The 18,244-nt window shown below is 37.7% G+C and carries 19 protein-coding genes, 1 other RNA gene and 1 pseudogene; all 21 read left to right on the forward strand.

All coding sequences use genetic code 11. The annotated features are described in order from the left end of the window. A partial coding sequence (locus ACLTU0_RS04635; RefSeq protein WP_412321526.1) for an acyl-CoA thioesterase occupies positions 1 to 255 on the forward strand: 255 nt, incomplete at its 5' end. A 73-nt stretch (positions 256 to 328) separates the two neighbouring features. Next, positions 329 to 802 carry an SsrA-binding protein SmpB gene (smpB, locus tag ACLTU0_RS04640; protein WP_337868984.1) on the forward strand — a complete coding sequence of 158 codons (474 nt, stop codon included), beginning with the start codon at positions 329 to 331 and terminating at the stop codon, positions 800 to 802. Between the two features lie 3 nt (positions 803 to 805). Then, positions 806 to 1,157, forward strand: a transfer-messenger RNA (tmRNA) gene (gene ssrA / locus ACLTU0_RS04645). 423 nt (positions 1,158 to 1,580) lie between these two features. Then, complete coding sequence (locus ACLTU0_RS04650) at positions 1,581 to 1,763, forward strand: hypothetical protein (RefSeq protein ID WP_412321527.1); 183 nt, start codon at positions 1,581 to 1,583, stop codon at positions 1,761 to 1,763. A 240-nt stretch (positions 1,764 to 2,003) separates the two neighbouring features. After that, positions 2,004 to 2,186, forward strand: a complete 183-nt coding sequence (locus ACLTU0_RS04655) for a hypothetical protein (protein WP_412321528.1) — start codon at positions 2,004 to 2,006, stop codon at positions 2,184 to 2,186. A gap of 254 nt (positions 2,187 to 2,440) precedes the next feature. Further along, a complete protein-coding gene (locus ACLTU0_RS04660; protein WP_412321529.1) occupies positions 2,441 to 2,734 on the forward strand; it encodes a hypothetical protein in 294 nt (97 codons plus the stop codon). Positions 2,735 to 2,899: 165 nt separating this feature from the next. After that, entirely contained in the window at positions 2,900 to 3,451 is a 552-nt protein-coding gene (pyrR, locus tag ACLTU0_RS04665) for a bifunctional pyr operon transcriptional regulator/uracil phosphoribosyltransferase PyrR (RefSeq protein ID WP_412321530.1), read from the forward strand. Positions 3,452 to 3,453: 2 nt separating this feature from the next. After that, a complete protein-coding gene (locus tag ACLTU0_RS04670) occupies positions 3,454 to 4,374 on the forward strand; it encodes an aspartate carbamoyltransferase catalytic subunit (RefSeq protein ID WP_117967920.1) in 921 nt (306 codons plus the stop codon). A gap of 15 nt (positions 4,375 to 4,389) precedes the next feature. Further along, on the forward strand, positions 4,390 to 5,679 hold the full coding sequence (locus ACLTU0_RS04675) for a dihydroorotase (RefSeq protein ID WP_337868987.1): 1,290 nt from the start codon (positions 4,390 to 4,392) through the stop codon (positions 5,677 to 5,679). Positions 5,680 to 5,689: 10 nt separating this feature from the next. Continuing rightward, complete coding sequence (gene pyrF / locus ACLTU0_RS04680; RefSeq protein WP_337868988.1) at positions 5,690 to 6,604, forward strand: orotidine-5'-phosphate decarboxylase; 915 nt, start codon at positions 5,690 to 5,692, stop codon at positions 6,602 to 6,604. 10 nt (positions 6,605 to 6,614) lie between these two features. Further along, the gene (locus ACLTU0_RS04685) at positions 6,615 to 7,379 is read left to right on the forward strand and encodes a dihydroorotate dehydrogenase electron transfer subunit (RefSeq protein ID WP_412321531.1); all 765 of its coding nucleotides are present in this window, start codon (positions 6,615 to 6,617) and stop codon (positions 7,377 to 7,379) included. Further along, positions 7,372 to 8,283, forward strand: coding sequence for a dihydroorotate dehydrogenase (locus tag ACLTU0_RS04690; protein ID WP_412273984.1), 912 nt, complete (start codon positions 7,372 to 7,374; stop codon positions 8,281 to 8,283). Before ACLTU0_RS04685 ends, ACLTU0_RS04690 begins: the two co-directional genes overlap by 8 nt. A 242-nt stretch (positions 8,284 to 8,525) precedes the next feature. After that, the gene (locus ACLTU0_RS04695) at positions 8,526 to 9,098 is read left to right on the forward strand and encodes a flavodoxin family protein (protein ID WP_022228859.1); all 573 of its coding nucleotides are present in this window, start codon (positions 8,526 to 8,528) and stop codon (positions 9,096 to 9,098) included. 57 nt (positions 9,099 to 9,155) lie between these two features. Then, positions 9,156 to 10,958 carry a DNA primase gene (gene dnaG / locus ACLTU0_RS04700; RefSeq protein ID WP_412321532.1) on the forward strand — a complete coding sequence of 601 codons (1,803 nt, stop codon included), beginning with the start codon at positions 9,156 to 9,158 and terminating at the stop codon, positions 10,956 to 10,958. Positions 10,959 to 10,962: 4 nt separating this feature from the next. Beyond that, the gene (rpoD, locus tag ACLTU0_RS04705) at positions 10,963 to 12,120 is read left to right on the forward strand and encodes an RNA polymerase sigma factor RpoD (RefSeq protein ID WP_412321533.1); all 1,158 of its coding nucleotides are present in this window, start codon (positions 10,963 to 10,965) and stop codon (positions 12,118 to 12,120) included. Positions 12,121 to 12,187: 67 nt separating this feature from the next. Beyond that, positions 12,188 to 13,153: a 50S ribosomal protein L11 methyltransferase gene (gene prmA, locus ACLTU0_RS04710; RefSeq protein WP_308456153.1), complete on the forward strand. Its 966-nt coding sequence runs from the start codon at positions 12,188 to 12,190 to the stop codon at positions 13,151 to 13,153. Between the two features lie 27 nt (positions 13,154 to 13,180). After that, entirely contained in the window at positions 13,181 to 14,359 is a 1,179-nt protein-coding gene (locus ACLTU0_RS04715; protein WP_412321534.1) for an FprA family A-type flavoprotein, read from the forward strand. A 119-nt stretch (positions 14,360 to 14,478) separates the two neighbouring features. After that, positions 14,479 to 15,609, forward strand: coding sequence for an ATP-binding protein (locus ACLTU0_RS04720; protein ID WP_412321535.1), 1,131 nt, complete (start codon positions 14,479 to 14,481; stop codon positions 15,607 to 15,609). A 187-nt stretch (positions 15,610 to 15,796) separates the two neighbouring features. Further along, positions 15,797 to 17,149 carry a glucose-6-phosphate isomerase gene (locus ACLTU0_RS04725; RefSeq protein WP_412321541.1) on the forward strand — a complete coding sequence of 451 codons (1,353 nt, stop codon included), beginning with the start codon at positions 15,797 to 15,799 and terminating at the stop codon, positions 17,147 to 17,149. A 57-nt stretch (positions 17,150 to 17,206) separates the two neighbouring features. Further along, complete coding sequence (locus ACLTU0_RS04730) at positions 17,207 to 17,620, forward strand: hypothetical protein (RefSeq protein ID WP_412321536.1); 414 nt, start codon at positions 17,207 to 17,209, stop codon at positions 17,618 to 17,620. 84 nt (positions 17,621 to 17,704) lie between these two features. Continuing rightward, positions 17,705 to 18,244 (forward strand): annotated as a pseudogene (locus tag ACLTU0_RS04735) (threonine synthase); the annotation flags it as partial.

Below are 18,244 nucleotides of genomic sequence, written 5' to 3' on the forward strand. Positions count from 1 at the left end.
GTAACGTGTAAGGCACAGGTAATATATGCGGGACGTTCGTCAATGGAGGTCTTTGTGACGGTCGAGTCGGAGGACCTTATTACAGGTAATAAACAGATTGCATTGACCGCATTTTTTACGATGGTTTCGCTTGATGAAAACGGTAAGCCGTCACCTGTACCGAAGCTTGTTTACGATGAAAATAATGCGTATGAGAGTAAATTATATAAAGTCGGCGAAAAAAAGCACATTTTGCATAATGAGAGAAAATCTTAATATATGATTTTGTTTGCAATTTGTTTTAGGATATGTTATAATATCAAAGCAGTTTGACGAAAGGAGAATTTCTATGGCGGATAAAAAAGAAAATACAAAAACTCTTGCACAGAATAAAAAAGCACGTCACGAGTATTTTATTTTGGAAACAATAGAGGCCGGCATAGAATTAGCCGGAACAGAAGTTAAATCTGCAAGATTGGGTAAGGTTAATCTTACCGACGCGTATGCGTCAATCAAAAACGGGGAAGTATTTATAAAGCAGATGAATATAAGCCCTTTTGAACAGGGAAATATATTTAATCGTGACCCTCTTAGGGACAGAAAACTTCTTCTTCATAAGAAAGAAATATTGAAACTTACAAACCAAATGCAGCAGGACGGTTATGCTTTAATTCCTCTTGCAGTGTATTTGAAAGGCTCTTTGGTTAAAGTATCTTTGGCAGTTGCAAAGGGTAAAAAACTTTATGATAAGCGTGAAGATATTGCAAAGAAAGACGCAAAACGTAATATTGAGCGGTCGATAAAAAATTATAACCGTTATTAATATGGGGGTGCAATGGTTTCGACGGGGATGTTGAATCCCGAGTAGCGAGTAGTGTTGAGTGCCACTTAAAACGGCTCAAACTTTTAAATATAAACGCTAACGATACAGAATTAGCTTACGCTGCCTAATTGCGGCGTTGTCTCCCCTGTGAGTACCACGGCATAGGGCAAGGCATCATTTTAGTGGTGAACGTGAGTAAAGGGACGTCCTGACCTTTTCCATGATTTAAGGACTACCGATGATATAACTTTGGTTGTGGAGTAGTATCAAAGGGAATCTTGACCATAACCTGCACTCGGAGAAACTTGGGTGGATATGTTTTCGGACAGGAGTTCGATTCTCCTCACCTCCACCAATTTGAAAACAAACCGCTAAGTTTGGCGGTTTGTTTTTGTTTTAAATAGGTTCTACACGTTTTTCTTACGGAATATATTTCAGTTAAATAATAAAGGATACAATATCTATACGAAACGGCACAACAAAGGCGCCATTAGGTAGTATAAATATTGTATCCTTAACAGATAGTATAGTCTATAATGAAATAATTGTCAAGAATTTTTGAGGCAGAATATAGATAATAAAATTATTTTGTGATATTAATTTCAATAAAAAAGCCGTTGTCTTACTCCAGAAGGCAAGGCTCCAATTGCCAAGAATCCTGTTTCAAAACAACGGCTTTATATATAGTATACGTGAAAAATTTGCAGATGTTAATCCTAAAATTGAAAATTAATCTTGAAATATGATATTTATTAATTTAAGAAAGAGAGGATAAAATATGAAAAATCAAGAAAAAGACTTAAAGAATGAGAACTCGGACAATACAGAAAGAAAATTGACAAAAGAAGAGTTGACGGCTTTATGTCGAAGAGCGAAGAAACACGCGCAGAAATTCGGAGAGTATATGAGAATGGTGGAAGAAGAACGTGAAAAAGCAGAACAAGAGAAAAATCAAAAATAAAAAGTATCATTTGATGCCAGGGAATATTCTGCTATAATAGCATTTCTTCCAGGGAACCTAATCCCACACCAAATGATACCACTATCAGTATATCAGAAATGTTTGAATTTGTAAAGTGGAAAATCATCAATTTCCTGTATCTTCTTTTTGTTGAAAAAATGATAATTTATGCTATAATATAATTATGCAAGAGGAAAGACTGTTATTTCTGACACCTTTTATAGAAAGTAGGTGAGCAAAGTGAATAATATGATACCTGACCCTGATTGTGAAAGTTTTTGCGGACTATATGCAGGAGGTCCCTCAGAAATATTGCCACCATCTGAATATGACTTAGGAAAATTAGCAAAATATTTAAAAGCAAGGAAAATAAAATATACACAATTAACATCAGAAGAAAAATTTAAAATAAATATAAATTGAATAAAGAGGAAACAACGAGAAAAATAAATTTAAGAGGGTGAAAAAATCAGATTTGCTTTGGGCATCTAATCCTGATTGGTGTTACAGAGATGAGAACTATGTGGAAAGATTAAAACCAAATGCACCCAAAGAGGCACAAGATAGTTACCAACATTTTTAGAACAATGCAAGTACTATGATAAAATATACGGAAAGGGTAATTGGGGATAACAGTAAAACAAGCTATAGCGTATTTTCAACAGGGGTATTGATAAATGAAAACTTATACTGTAAAGATAGAATCAGGAGTTCAGATAAGAATTGAATCTGTAGATGAAAATATGAAAATTTATGACGGATTGATTTCATATTTAGATAAAAGTAAAGATGTGAAGTACATAAAAAAGGCGATGACATTTGAAACCCCTATATCAGATTATGAATATAAGGATATTCCGTTTTCTGTTTTGTTTGATGAGATGTGTGATGAAACATTTGTATTTGTTGAAAAATTGTATGATTACCGTTTAATAGAACAGTTGTTGCATAAGTTTGATATAATTAATTAAAAGCACGTTTTAAACGTGCTTTTTTCTTGCCACCGAAAATACATCAGCAAATTATTTTGAATGTTTTGTCTGTCATTGTATAGACAAAAAGTGAATTATGTTATATAATAATATAAATAAATATGGCGTAATATAATACAGTACAGCCAAGACGGAGGAAAGGTTATGGCGAATTACGAAGAAAAAACATTGCTTATGGATGAGGCTACCTCAAAAAGAGCGGTCAGCCGAATTGCATATGAAATTGTTGAGAGAAATCGAGGAACTGAAAATCTTGTCATAATAGGTATTCAAACGAAAGGTGTATCACTTGCAAAGCTTATAATCAAGAAAATCGAAGAAATCGAGGGTATTAAGCTTGAACTCGGAAGTCTTGATATAACGTTTTACAGAGATGATTTGACAAGACTCAGCAAGCACCCGGTAGTTGCGGGAAACGACATTGCATTTTCAATAGAGGATAAGAAAATAATCTTAGTTGACGATGTATTGTATTCAGGCAGAACTATAAGGGCGGCGATGGAAGAACTTTTTGACATGGGACGTCCGGAAAAAATCGAACTTGCGGTACTTGTAGACAGAGGAAACCGAGAACTTCCTATCCGTGCTGACTACATTGGAAAAGATGTTCCGACTTCGCATGATGAATATATTGATGTTGTAATAAACGATGATAAATTAGAAAAAGTATCAATATGCGGTAAGGGGGATAATTAATAATGAAGAAAGATTTACTCGGACTTAAAGACATAAGTGCGAAAGAAATAGAAAACATACTTGAAACAGCCGGAACGATGAAACTTATATTAGGTCAGCCTAATAAAAAGACTCCTCATCTTCAAGGCAAAACTGTTGTAAATCTATTTTATGAAAACAGTACAAGAACAAGATTATCTTTTGAGCTTGCGGCTAAATATATGAGTGCCAACGCGGCTAATATTACTGCAAGCGGTTCATCGGTACAGAAAGGCGAAACGCTTATAGACACTGCCGAAACAATCAATGCAATGGGTACCGATATTCTTGTAATGCGACATAATATGAGCGGTGCACCGCATCTTATCGCTCCGCTTGTAAGTGCATCGGTAATCAATGCCGGTGACGGTATGGATGAACACCCTACGCAAGCACTTTTGGATATGCTTACAATCAAGGAGAAAAAAGGCGGATTTAAAGGTCTTAAAGTTGCGATTATAGGCGATATTTACCACAGCAGAGTTGTGAGAAGTAATGTTTACGGACTTACAAAGCTTGGTGCAGATGTAAGCGTAGGCGGTCCTACAACGCTTATGCCTCCGGGAATGGAAAGACTTGGAGTAAAAGTATTTAACAATGTTGAGGACGCAATAAAAGACGCAGATGTTGTTATGGGACTTAGAATACAACTTGAAAGACAGAAAAAAGGCTTGTTCCCAAGTATAAGAGAATATTACAGATTCTTCGGAGTTGACAACGAGAGATTAAAACTTGCAAAACCGGGCGCACTTGTAATGCATCCGGGACCGGTAAATCGCGGTGTGGAATTTTCATCAAGCGTCATTGACGGCGAACAAAGCGTTATAAATGAGCAGGTTACAAACGGTGTTGCAGTCAGAATGGCAGTTATGTATATATTGTCAAGAGGCGGATTTGAAGACTAACGAAAGGGAAAGAATATGAAGATATTAATTAAAGGCGGTAGGGTAGTTGACCCTAAAAATGATTTTGATAAAGTAGCGGACGTACTTGTGGATAACGGTGTTATATCCGAAATAGGCGAAAACATTAATGCCGACGGTGACGTTACCGTTATAGATGCAGAAGGTAAAATTGTGTCACCGGGACTTGTTGATATGCACAGCCATTTGAGAGATCCGGGACAGGAATATAAAGAAGATATTGAATCGGGTACAAGAAGTGCCGCAATGGGCGGTATCACATCAATCGCTTGTATGCCGAATACAAAGCCTGTAACAGACAGTGAGCCGATTGTTACTTATATAAAGACAAAGGCTAAGGAAGTCGGTCATGTAAACGTATATCCGATAGGCTCAATTTCAAAAGGCCTTGAGGGTAAGGAGCTTGCTGAAATCGGCGAACTTAAAAATGCCGGTGCGGTTGCAATATCAGATGACGGCAGACCTGTTGTTGAATCGGGGCTTATGCGAAGAGCGTTGGAATATGCAAAAATGTTTGATATAGCCGTTATATCTCACTGTGAGGACTTGGGTCTTGCCGACGGCGGTCAGATGAACGAGGGATTTATGGCAACATATCTTGGTTTAAAGGGTATAACAAGAGCGGCAGAAGAAGTAATGGTTTCAAGAGATATACTAATCGCAGAAGCTACACATACTGCAATTCACATTGCGCATGTAAGTACAAGAGGTTCTGTTGAACTTGTAAGACAGGCTAAAAAACGCGGAGTAAACGTTACTTGCGAAACTTGCCCGCATTACTTTACACTTACTGAAAATGCTGTTGACGGCTTTAATACAAATGCGAAAATGAATCCGCCTTTAAGAACTTCTGACGATGTCGAGGCAATCAAAGAGGGATTGAAAGACGGAACGATTGATTGTATCGTAACAGACCACGCGCCGCACCATATTGATGAGAAAAATTGCGAATTTGCACTTGCATTAAACGGTATCGTAGGTTTTGAAACATCATTGGGATTGGGACTTCAATACCTTGTAAAATCCGGTGTTTTGACTTTGAACGAACTTATTGAAAAAATGGCAGTCAATCCGTCAAGAATACTAAGAATAAATAAAGGCAGTTTGTCAATAGACGCAGACGCCGATATTACGATATTTGATCCGTCAAAAGAATGGACGGTTGATATTTCAAAATTCCAGTCAAAGAGCAAAAACTCTCCGTTTGACGGCTTTACTCTTTGCGGTAAACCGGAATACGTTATAGTAGGCGGAAAAATAGTTGTAAGCAATGGTGAACTTGCATAGGAGGTAAGCAATGTCAGTAGATTTATTAGTACAGAAAATTAAGGAAAAGGGCAATCCGTCAGTAGCCGGACTTGACCCGAAAATCGAATATGTTCCGGAGTATATCAGAAAAAAAGCATATGCCGAATACGGACAGAATTTAAAGGGTGCGACAGAGGCTATATGGGAATTTAACAAGGGTCTTATAGACGCACTTTATGACGTTGTACCTGCTGTAAAGCCACAGTCGGCTTTCTATGAAATGTACGGTCTGTACGGTGAGGAAGTAATGCACAGAACTATTTCGTATGCAAAAGAAAAGGGCTTGTATATAATTCTTGACGTAAAGAGAAATGATATAGGCAGTACGGCAGAGGCTTATTCAAAAGCATATCTCGGTAAAGTTGATATAGACGGTGTGGAATGTGAGCCTTGCCCTGTTGACTGTGTTACAGTAAATCCTTATTTGGGAACAGACGGAATACAGCCGTTTGTAAATGATTGTAAGACATTTGATAAGGCGATATTTGCACTTGTAAAGACATCTAATCCGTCATCCGGCGAATTGCAGGATTTGCTTGTCGGTGACGAACATATATATGAAAAGGTTGCACAGTGTGTTAATAAGTGGAACGAAGAAACTATCGGCAAGAGCGGATACGGTGCAGTCGGCGCGGTTGTCGGTGCAACATATCCTGAACAGGCGAAAGTTTTGAGAAAGCTTATGCCTAAATCATACTTCCTTGTACCGGGTTACGGTGCACAAGGCGGCGGTGCAGAGGGTGTTAAACCATGCTTTAATGAGGACGGACTTGGTGCGATAGTAAACTCGTCAAGAGGTATTATGTGTGCATATAAAAAGGGCGATTGGAAAGAAGAACAGTTTGCCGAGGCGGCAAGAGCAGAGGCAATCAGAATGAAAAATGATCTTACAAGCGTGTTATAAGGAGTAGCAGATGAAAAAAGTTGAGAATTGCAAACTAATCAGCAAGACGGAAATTATAGACGGGATTTTTGATTTTGTAATTGAAAGTGAAGATATTTCAAAAGAGGCACAATGCGGACAGTTTCTTCATATAAATTGCGGTGACAGCACATTTTTAAGACGCCCTATAAGTATTTGTGACGCCGAAAACGGAAAAGTAAGATTTATTTTTGAAGTCAAGGGTAAGGGTACAGAGGAACTTGCCAAAAAAGAAGTCGGCGATTATATAGATGTTATGGGACCTTTGGGACACGGCTTTGAAATAAAGGACAGTGTGAAAAATGCTGTTATAATCGGTGGCGGCATTGGTGTATTTCCGCTATATAAATTGGCAAAGAATATAAATGCCGATGTATTTCTCGGTTTCAGAAGTAAAGACAGAGTTGTTATGGAAGATGAATTTAGCGATGTTTCAAATATGGTTATAGTCGGAACAGATGACGGAAGTTACGGTTACAACGGATATATTGCGTCGGCTATGGAACAATATCTTGATTCGCATAAGTGCGATATGATTTATTCATGCGGTCCTATGCCTATGCTTAAAGCTGTTAAGAAAATTGCGGAAAGCAGAGGTATAAAATGTCAGGTGTCTTTGGAACAGCGTATGGGCTGCGGTATCGGTGCTTGTCTTGTATGCAGCTGTGAAACGAATAAAGAGGGTACGGACAGATATGCAAAGGTTTGTACAAACGGTCCTGTTTTCTATTCTGAGGAGGTGACTCTGAATGACTAATACAAAAATTAATTTTTGCGGTGTTGAATTTAAAAACCCTATCGTAACTGCATCGGGTACTTTTGGCTTCGGTATGGAATACAATGAATTTGTATCTATCGAGGAGTACGGAGGGTTCGGTGCAAAAGGTCTTACAAGAGTACCGAGAGAGGGAAACAAACCTCCGAGAATTGCAGAAACGCCGAGCGGTATATTAAACAGTGTCGGACTTCAAAATCCGGGTGTTGAGCATTTCGCAAAGCACATAATGCCGATACTTGCGGAATATGACACAAATGTAATTGCAAATATGTCGGGTAACACGATAGAGGAATATTGTGAAATGGCTGAAATTCTTTCAGATACTGACGTTGCAATCATAGAAATGAATATTTCTTGCCCTAATGTAAAGCACGGCGGTTTGGCATTCGGAACAGACCCTAAAGTAGTAAACGAACTTACAAGTGCAGTAAAAAAACATTCAAAGAAACCGCTTGTTGTAAAACTTTCACCGAATGTAACTTCAATCACTGAAATTGCAAAAGCCGCAGAGGCCGGCGGAGCAGATGGATTGTCGCTTATAAATACGCTTATGGGTATGAAAATTGACATACACACAAGACGTCCGATTTTGGCAAACAATACAGGCGGACTTTCAGGTCCTGCCGTAAAACCTGTTGCAGTCAGAATGATTCATGAAGTGCACGAGGCTGTAAAATTGCCATTGATAGGTATGGGCGGAGTTATGAGCGGTGAGGACGTAATCGAATTTATGCTTGCCGGTGCTTCGCTTGTGGCTTTGGGTACAGGACTTTTTGTAAAACCGGATTTAATTCTTCCTGTAAAGCAAGAGATCAAAGAATATATGGAACGTTATAATATTGAAGATATTAACAGCATTATCGGTACAGCTGTTATGAATTAGTTACAAAAAAGAGGGTGGTATCATCCTCTTTTTTGCGGATTATGAGAAATTTTAAAATTAAAAAAGGATTTTTGGGTGCGTATGTTGTATTATAAAAAGCGAAAGTTTTTAAGACATAAAGCATTTTTTGAATAAAATTTCAATATAATATAAATAAAATGTTATAAAATGAGAAAATGGGGGTAAATATAACGTGAAGTGTATTTTTACCTCTGTTTTGATGAAAGATTGGAGCGTATAATATGTACATATTAGCATTAAACGGAAGTCATAACAATGACGGAAATACAGCATTTTTGCTTAACGAAATTTTAAGACACTGTGCCGAAAAGGGTGCAGAAACTGAAATTTGCAGTGTCAGTGAGGCGATTATGGATACAAAAACACCGTTTTGCGTAGCCTGTTCAACGCCTTGTACAAAAAAGTGCTATAAAGATACAAAACTTGATACATTATTTGATAAAATCGAAAGAGCTGATTTTGTTGTTTTCGGAAGTCCTGTTTATTTTGGTTCTATGACAGGTCAGATGAAATGTTTTTTTGACAAGACAAGGGACGCAAGAGCTAATAAAAAGTGGCTCGGAAAGCCTATGGCGGCGGTAACTGTCGGTGCGTCAAAGTATGGCGGTCAGGAAAGGACTTTGGAGCATATTCATTCATGCGCGCTTGTTTCGGGTATGACGCTTATAGGCAACAGCTCTGTATCGGGTATGGGACATTTCGGTGTATCTGCTCAGAAACCGGCAAATGAAGATACATATGCTATAAATCAATGCAAGATTTTAGCAGAAAGAATAATTGAAACGATAAGATAAGTATATTTTTACGCATTATGTGTGAAAATAGTACCATTGATAAAAGGAGGTGACGGTGTGCCAAGAAGAATTTCAGACGATATGATAGCTCAAATATGTGATGAAAATGACATAATTGACTATGTATCGAGATATGTACAATTAAAAAAATCGGGACGTGATTACAGCGGACTTTGTCCGTTTCATCATGAAAAAACGCCGTCATTCCATGTAAGTCAGGAGAAACAGCTTTTTCACTGTTTCGGATGCGGTGCGAGCGGTAATTTGGTGCAGTTCGTAATGCGTACAGAAAATCTTGACTTTATTGATGCGTTGAAGCTGCTTGCCGACAATGCAGGTATAATAATTCCCGAAGATGACGGGAATTTTTCGGACGCGTCGCATGAAAAGAAGAAACGTATTTTGGCAATGAACAAACTTTCAGCGAGATTTTTTTATAATTGCCTGCGTGATAAAAGCATAGGCGAAAAAGGTCAGAAGTATTTTGCAAAACGTAATATACCTTGGAAAACGGTTACGGTATACGGTTTGGGATATGCGCCCGAAGGACACGATCATTTGCTTAAATATTTGACTTCACAAGGGTTTAAAACAGAAGAAATTGTCGAGGGCGGACTTGCCGTAAGCCGTGAGGGCAGAATATACGATAAATTCAGAGATCGTGTTATGTTTCCGATAATTGACGTTAGAGGAAATGTTATCGGTTTCGGCGGTCGAATTATGCACGACAATAAAGAGATTAACGGTTATAAAATACCTAAATATCTGAATTCGCCCGAAACACCTGTTTTTGATAAAGGCAGAAACTTATTTTCACTAAACTTGGCGAAAAATGCAAAATCGTCGGAGATAATACTGTGTGAGGGATATATGGATGTAATATCCGTATATCAAGCCGGTATAAAAAATATTGTTGCAACGCTCGGTACGGCTATTACGGAAAATCAAGCTAAATTGATGTTGCGTTACGGCAGTGAAATACTGATATGTTACGACAGTGACGAGGCAGGTACAAAAGCGGCGTTAAGAGCCATTGACATAATAAACAATGTAGGCGGCAGAGCGAGGGTGATACGGCTTAAAAATGCCAAAGACCCCGATGAATACATAAACAAAAACGGAGTTGAAAAATTCAAAGAGGCGGTCAAAAATGCGATGCCTGCCACTGAATTTAAGATTTCTTTGATAAAAAAGCAGTACGACGTAACGAGTACGGACGGCAAGATACTGTTTATAGATGAGGTAGTAAACATATTTACAAAATTAAAAGATGCTGTTGAGGTAGACGCCTATATAACGAAAGTCGCGGAGGATACAGGAATAAGCCGAGAGGCGATAGCAAGCAAATACCGTGAAAAAATATCGAAGGGCAGTTATAAAAGAATACCGACTAAAAATGAGTATCAGAAAAAAGTCGAACAAAGAAAGCGCGAAACAACGAAAAATCAAATGGTTACAAGCAGTTTGCTTGAAGCTGAAAAACGGCTTTTGGGACTTATATCGCAAAGTAAAAAACTTTATAAAATGTCGTCGGCACAGATTAAAGCCGAGGAATTTGCAACAAATGTGTACAGACGTTTGGCGAAAAGTATGTATGACAGCTATGAAAACGGAATGTCACCCGATCCGGCAATGATGTTAAATGATTTTTCGGGCGACGATTTGAGTGAGGCGTCGGAAGTTTTTTATAATCTTGAAGTTTACAGCGGTGATGAAGAAACCGTCAAAGAACTTTTATATACAATTAAATTGGAGAAGCTGAATATGCGTATCAATGCCGAAGCAGACCCTACGAATTTGATGGATTTGTTTAAGCAACGTGAAGAACTTCTAAATGAGAAAAATACTTGGGAGGAATAGTTTAATGCAGGAAAAGAAGAAAGACATTAAAAGAGAGCTTATCGAAAAAGGTAAGAAAAAAGGGGTACTTACTTTTAAGGAAATAAGTGACGCTTTTGAAGACATTGAAGTGACACCGGAAGAAATGGAAAGACTTTATGACGTTTTTGAAAAAGAATCTATCGAACTTGTTGAAGATTTGGATAAGGAACTTGAAGAAATCGAAGTAAGCAAGGAAGAACTTGAGGACTTGTCTGTTCCGGAGGGTATCAATATTGATGACCACGTTAAAATGTACCTAAAAGAAATAGGTAAAGTTAATCTGCTTACTCCCGAGGAAGAATTGTCACTTGCCAAAAGAATGGCAGACGGAGAAACGGCGAAAGAACAGCTTGAAGAAATTGGCGAGGAAATAGACGAAGATACTAAAAAGCAGATTGATTTATTGATTGCGGACGGCGAAAAAGCAAAGAAAAGCTTGGCAGAGGCTAACTTGCGTCTTGTTGTAAGTATAGCAAAGCGTTATGTCGGTCGTGGTATGCTTTTCCTTGACCTTATTCAAGAGGGTAATCTTGGTCTTATCAAGGCTGTTGATAAGTTTGACTATACAAAGGGTTATAAATTCTCAACATATGCGACATGGTGGATAAGACAAGCTATCACAAGAGCCATTGCGGATCAAGCGCGTACAATCAGAATACCTGTTCATATGGTTGAAACCATCAACAAACTTGTAAGGGTTTCAAGACAGCTTGTGCAGGAGCTTGGCCGTGAACCTACGCCTGAAGAACTTGCAAAAGAACTAAATATGCCTGTTGATAAAGTGCGTGAAATTTCAAAGATTTCACAAGAGCCTGTTTCGCTTGAAACTCCTATCGGCGAAGAAGAGGACAGCCATCTTGGCGATTTTATTCCGGATGAGGACGCACCTGCACCGTCAGAGGCGGCAAGTTTTGTACTTCTAAAGGAACAGCTTGGAGCGGTTTTGGAAACATTGTCTGAAAGAGAGGCGAAAGTTTTAAGACTTCGTTTCGGTCTTGACGATGGACGTGCAAGAACGCTTGAAGAAGTAGGTAAGGAATTTGACGTAACAAGAGAAAGAATAAGACAGATTGAGGCAAAGGCACTAAGAAAACTTCGTCATCCGAGCAGAAGTAAGAAATTAAAAGATTTTCTTGATTAATAACTAAAAAAGCAATACCGAGAGTGTATTGCTTTTTGCAAATGATTTTATAAACACGGAGGATATTATGGATTGGATTAAAGTATCTATATTTACGACATCAGAGGGTATTGAGCCTTTGAGCGGAAGACTGTATCAGCTTGGAATAACAGGTCTTGAAATTGAGGACGAAAAAGATTTTAAAGATTTTCTTGAAAACAATAAACAGTATTGGGATTATGTTGATGATGAGCTGATTAAGGAAAAAGAGGGCGAAACGGAAGTAATCGCCTATGTCAGCGATAATGCGGCAGGTCATGAAATGCTTATGGCAATCAGAAATACTGTTGCCGAAATGAAACAGCTTGACGATGAAAATGAGTTCGGCAGACTTGAAATCCATATTGACAATATGAAGGAAGAAGACTGGGCGAATAACTGGAAGAAGTATTTTCACCCGTTGGAAGTAGGCGAAAAAATTCTTATCAAGCCTGAATGGGAAGAACTTAAAGATAATACCGACAGAATTGTATTCAATATAAATCCGGGTATGAGTTTCGGTACAGGCGGACACTATACAACACAGCTTTGTATCGAAACACTTGAAAAATACATAAAACCGGGCGTTAAAGTGCTTGATTTGGGCTGCGGCAGCGGTATTTTGTCAATTATATCATTGTTGTTGGGTGCAGACAGTGCGTTTGCGGTTGATATTGACCCGAATGCGGTTGATATTGCATATCAGAATGCAGGCATGAATGATGTCGACATATCGAAATATACGGTTAAAGCCGGAGATATAATTACAAATACAGAATTGCAAAATGAAATTGCCAAAAATGAATATGACGTTGTTGTGGCAAATATTGTTGCAGATGTCATTATAGCGCTTGCTCCAAAAGCACGTGAATATATGAAAAAAGGTGGCGTGTTTATTACTTCGGGAATAATTGAGGACAGAGTAGACGACGTTAAAGCGGCACTTGAAAAATGCGGCTTTGAAATAAATTCAATCAAGCAAAGAAAAGATTGGGTATCTATTGTTTGTAAATAGAATTAACGGTGAAAGGAATGATAAAAAATGCTTGAATTAAAGAATAATATTTTTTATGTGGGAGTGAAAGACCCTACACTAAGAACATTTGATATTTTTATGGAAACGGAATACGGTACGACATATAATGCGTATCTTGTAAAGGGTGAAAAGACGGCACTTATAGAAACAGCACACGAAAAGTTACTTGATTCGTATATTTCAAATATCGAAGAAATAATGCCTGTTTCTGAGATTGATTATTTGATATGCAATCATACAGAGCCTGACCATTCGGGAAGTGTCAAGAAGATACTTGAATTAAATCCGGACATTGAAGTTGTGGGCAGTATTGCGGCTATAAGAAATCTAAAAGAAATAACAAATATGACTTTTAAGGAGCATATTGCAAAAGACGGTGCAGAGCTTGATTTGGGTGACGGAAAGGTATTGAAATTCTGTATAGTTCCTAATTTGCATTGGCCTGATACTATGGTGACATATCTTGAAAGTGAAAAGACACTTTTCAGCTGTGACGTATTTGGTGCACACTATTGTGAGGACGCAGTTGTTGACGAGGATATAATTTACTACGATAAGTATGAAAAGGCAATGAAAGTTTATTATGACTGCATTGTATCGCCGTTTAATGCTTTTGTTGTCAAGGCACTTGAAAAGTTGTCGGCACTTGATATTGAAATGGTTTGTAACAGTCACGGACCTGTACTTAAAAAATATATAGCAGAAGCCATTAAAAAGTATTCGGCTTGGAGTGCACCAAAAGTTACAGAGAAAAAAACAGTCGCAATATTCTATGCGTCGGCTTACGGATATACAAAGAAAATGGCAGACGTTATTGAAAAAACGCTTAATTCTTGTGATTTTGATGTTAAAGAATATGACGTTGCCGAAATCAACGATGAAATGATAACGGCACTTCACAGTGCGGACGCACTTGTATTCGGTACACCGACAATCAACCGAAATGCGGTAAAGCCTGTATGGGATATTATTTCTTCGATTGACCTTGTTAATATGAAGAATAAGCCTTGCTTTGTATTCGGTTCATACGGCTGGGGCGGTGAAGGTATTCAGCTGGTGCATAATCATCTTGAATTGCTAAAACTAAAGCCTTTTGAAAAGCCGTTCGGTTGTATATTCAATCCGTCAGACGAAAAACTTGCCGAACTTGAAGATTATACAAAGAAATTTGCGGAAACGATATAAAACAAAAGCAGAGTCATAAGATATGACTCTGCTTTTTGGTATTTGACAAATCAACAAATTTGTTATAAAATTATGCCTACTGAAATAATAGGAAATATATTTGGGGATAGGAAATAATTATGAGTATAACAATAGAAGAATTGAATAAATTAGATAAAGACACATATCAAATTATAGATATTCGTGACAAAGAGGAAGTTCAAAAAGACGAAATGCCGGGAGCGGTTTATGTTCCGTCAGATGATATAGAAACAAGCGAAAAGGTTGATTTATCAAAAAAACTGATTATTTGTTGCAGAATAGGTAAAATAAGCATAGACGTTGCGGAGCGGCTAAGAGAAAAAGGCGTTGACGCGGTGAGCCTTGAGGGCGGATATACTGCATGGCTGTTGGATTCGATAAAGCGAAAAGAGGCCGAGAGTATAAGTCGTGATGTTGAACAAAGTATAAGAAAAAAATTCCGTAAAAAAATTTGGCGTATGTTTGCAAAAGCAATTAATACTTATGATTTGGTTAAAGAGGGCGACAAGATTGCGGTCTGTATATCGGGCGGAAAAGACTCAATGCTTATGGCAAAACTTTTTCAGGAACTTAAACTTCACAATAAATTTGAATTTGAAGTAAAATTCTTGGTTATGGATCCCGGTTACAGTCCTGAAAACCGTAAGGTTATAGAGGAAAATGCAAGGAAATTGAATATCCCTATAACTATTTATGAATCCGATATATTTGAGTCGGTTTATAATGTTGAAAAGTCGCCTTGCTATTTGTGTGCAAGAATGAGAAGGGGATATTTGTATAAATTCGCAAAGGATATGGACTGTAATAAAATTGCGTTGGGACATCATTATGACGATGTAATTGAAACGATATTAATGGGAATGCTGTATTCGGGACAGGTGCAAACAATGATGCCGAAACTTCACAGCACAAACTATGAGGGAATGGAACTTATACGACCGCTTTATTTAATTCGTGAGCAGGATATAAAATCGTGGTGTCGATATAACGATTTGCATTTTATACAATGTGCCTGCAAGTTTACGGATACTTGTACAACGTGTAATAACGAAGAAAACCGTTCAAAGAGAGTTGAAATAAAAGAACTTATAAAAACGTTGAAACAGGTAAATCCGTACGTTGAGGGGAATATATTCAAAAGTGTTGAAAATGTCAGTTTAGAGGCGATTGTTGCGTACAAAATTGACGGTGTGAAACACAGTTTTCTTGAAACGTACGACGAAGAATAACTATATGTTGTACCGTTCAATTTGGCATTACACAACAAAATCCAAACAAAACAAGAATTTTGAAATGAAAAAGAAATAAATATTCACAAACTATTTTCACAATGACTATTGATTTATTTGGCAAAATAGTATAGAATAATAAGTAACAAAACATAATATGTTTTATATGAAATTTAGGAGGCAATATATAATGAGCAATATTAGGTTTGACTATTCAAAAGCACTTCCGTTTGTCGGACAGCATGAGATTGATAATATGGCTGAATATGTTAAAGAGGCACATAATATGCTTCATAACAAAACCGGTGCAGGTAACGATTTTCTTGGTTGGGTAAACTTGCCTACGGATTATGATAAAGAAGAATTTGCAAGAATTAAAAAAGCGGCTGAAAAGATTCGTTCTGATTCAGATGTACTTGTTGTAATCGGTATAGGCGGTTCGTACCTTGGTGCAAGAGCGGCTGTTGAAATGTTACAACATTCATTCTATAATGCTCTTGACAAAGACAAGAGAAAAGGTCCTGCTATTTTCTTTGCCGGAAATAACATCAGTTCGACATATATGGCTGATTTGCTTGAAACAGTAGAGGGTAAAGATATTTCAGTAAACGTAATATCAAAATCAGGAACAACAACAGAACCTGCTATTGCGTTCAGAATATTTAAAAACTTGCTTGAAAAGAAGTACGGCAAGGAAGGTGCAAAAGAAAGAATTTATGCAACAACAGATAAAGCTCGTGGCGCATTGAAGTCACTTGCAGACGAAGAAGGTTACGAAACATTTGTTATCGCTGACGATATCGGCGGCAGATACTCTGTTCTTACTGCAGTAGGTTTACTTCCGATTGCTGCGGCAGGTATTGATATTGATAAGATGATGCAGGGTGCAAAAGAGGCACAGGATGAATATGCTAATCCAAATCTTGCAGAAAACCAATGTTATCAATATGCAGTTGTAAGAAATGCACTTGCAAGAAAAGGCAAGACTGTTGAAATGATGGTTAATTATGAGCCGGCACTTCACTATTTCGGCGAATGGTGGAAACAGCTTTACGGCGAAAGTGAAGGTAAGGACAACAAGGGTATTTTCCCTGCGGCGGCAGACTTCTCAAGTGACCTACATTCAATGGGACAATACATTCAAGAAGGACAAAGAATTTTGTTTGAAACAGCTTTGCTTGTTGAAAATCCTCGCAAGAATATTGAAATTCAAGCAACAGAGGATAATATTGACGGACTTAATTTCCTTGCAGGCAAGACTATCGACTATGTAAATTCAAAAGCCGCACAGGGTACGGCTTTGGCTCATACAGACGGTCAAGTTCCTAACCTTGCGGTTATTGTACCTGCGCTTGACGCATATAATTTCGGTAAAATGGTATATTTCTTTGAAAAGGCTTGCGGTCTTTCAGGATATTTGCTTGGGGTAAATCCTTTTGATCAACCGGGTGTTGAAGCATACAAAAAGAATATGTTTGCACTTCTTGGTAAGCCGGGTTACGAAAGCGAAAAGGACGCTCTTGAAGCAAGATTAAAGTAAAATCAGAGAGGGCGACTCTCAGAAAATAAAAATTTATTATAAAGGAGGAAGGTTAACATGGTTGAACTTCTAATTGGAAAAAAAGGCACCGGTAAGACAAAGGCTCTTATTGAGAAAGTGAACAACGCTCTAACGGTTGCAAAGGGCAACGTTGTTTTTATCAGCAACGACACAAACAGAAATATTTTTGATGTAAAGTCAAAGGCGAGAATGGCAGACACATCAGAGTTTGAAATTAAGTCATATGATGAATTCCTTGGATTTATCAGCGGTATTATAAGCCGTGACTTCGATATTACAAACATTTTTGTTGACGGTATTTTCAAAATTGTCGGCTCAGACAATCTTGACGGATTTGAATCATTCCTTAACAGACTTGAGACTATGAGCCAAAATTTTGAAATCACATTTGTAATATCAGTAAGCATAGATGCTGAAACAGCACCTGATTACATAAAGAAATTAGCGTAAGACGCGAAAAAACAAAGGTGCCTGTATGAATTGAACGTATGAAAATTTGTACAGGCACGATTAATTATTTGGAGGTTTTGATTAATGCAGTATCATAGTACGAGGGATAAGAGCATATCTGTAAGTTCGGCAGAGGCTATAAAAACAGGACTTAGTGCAGAGGGCGGACTTTTTGTTCCGGAAAGCTTTCCTTCAGTTAGTTTAGATGAGATTAAAAATTTGGCGTCAAAGTCATATAACGAAAGAGCATATTTTGTACTTAGCAAGTTCCTTTCTGACTTCACAGAAGAAGAACTTAAAAAGTGCATAGACAGTGCATATACAAAGGAAAAGTTTGAAACAGAGAGCATTGCTCCTGTTTATAAACTTAACGATACAACATATTTCCTTGAATTATGGCACGGCCCGACTTGTGCTTTTAAGGATATGGCACTTCAAATTCTTCCTCATCTTCTTACAACATCAATGAAAAAGACTAATGAAGATAAAGAAATCGTAATCCTTGTTGCAACATCGGGTGATACAGGTAAGGCTGCACTTGAAGGCTTTAAAGATGTTGCAGGCACAAGAATTATCGTATTCTATCCTGACAACGGTGTAAGTGAAATTCAAAAGCTTCAAATG

This window comes from Hominilimicola sp., assembly GCF_046972485.1.
GTDB lineage: Bacteria > Bacillota > Clostridia > UBA1381 > UBA1381 > Hominilimicola > Hominilimicola fabiformis.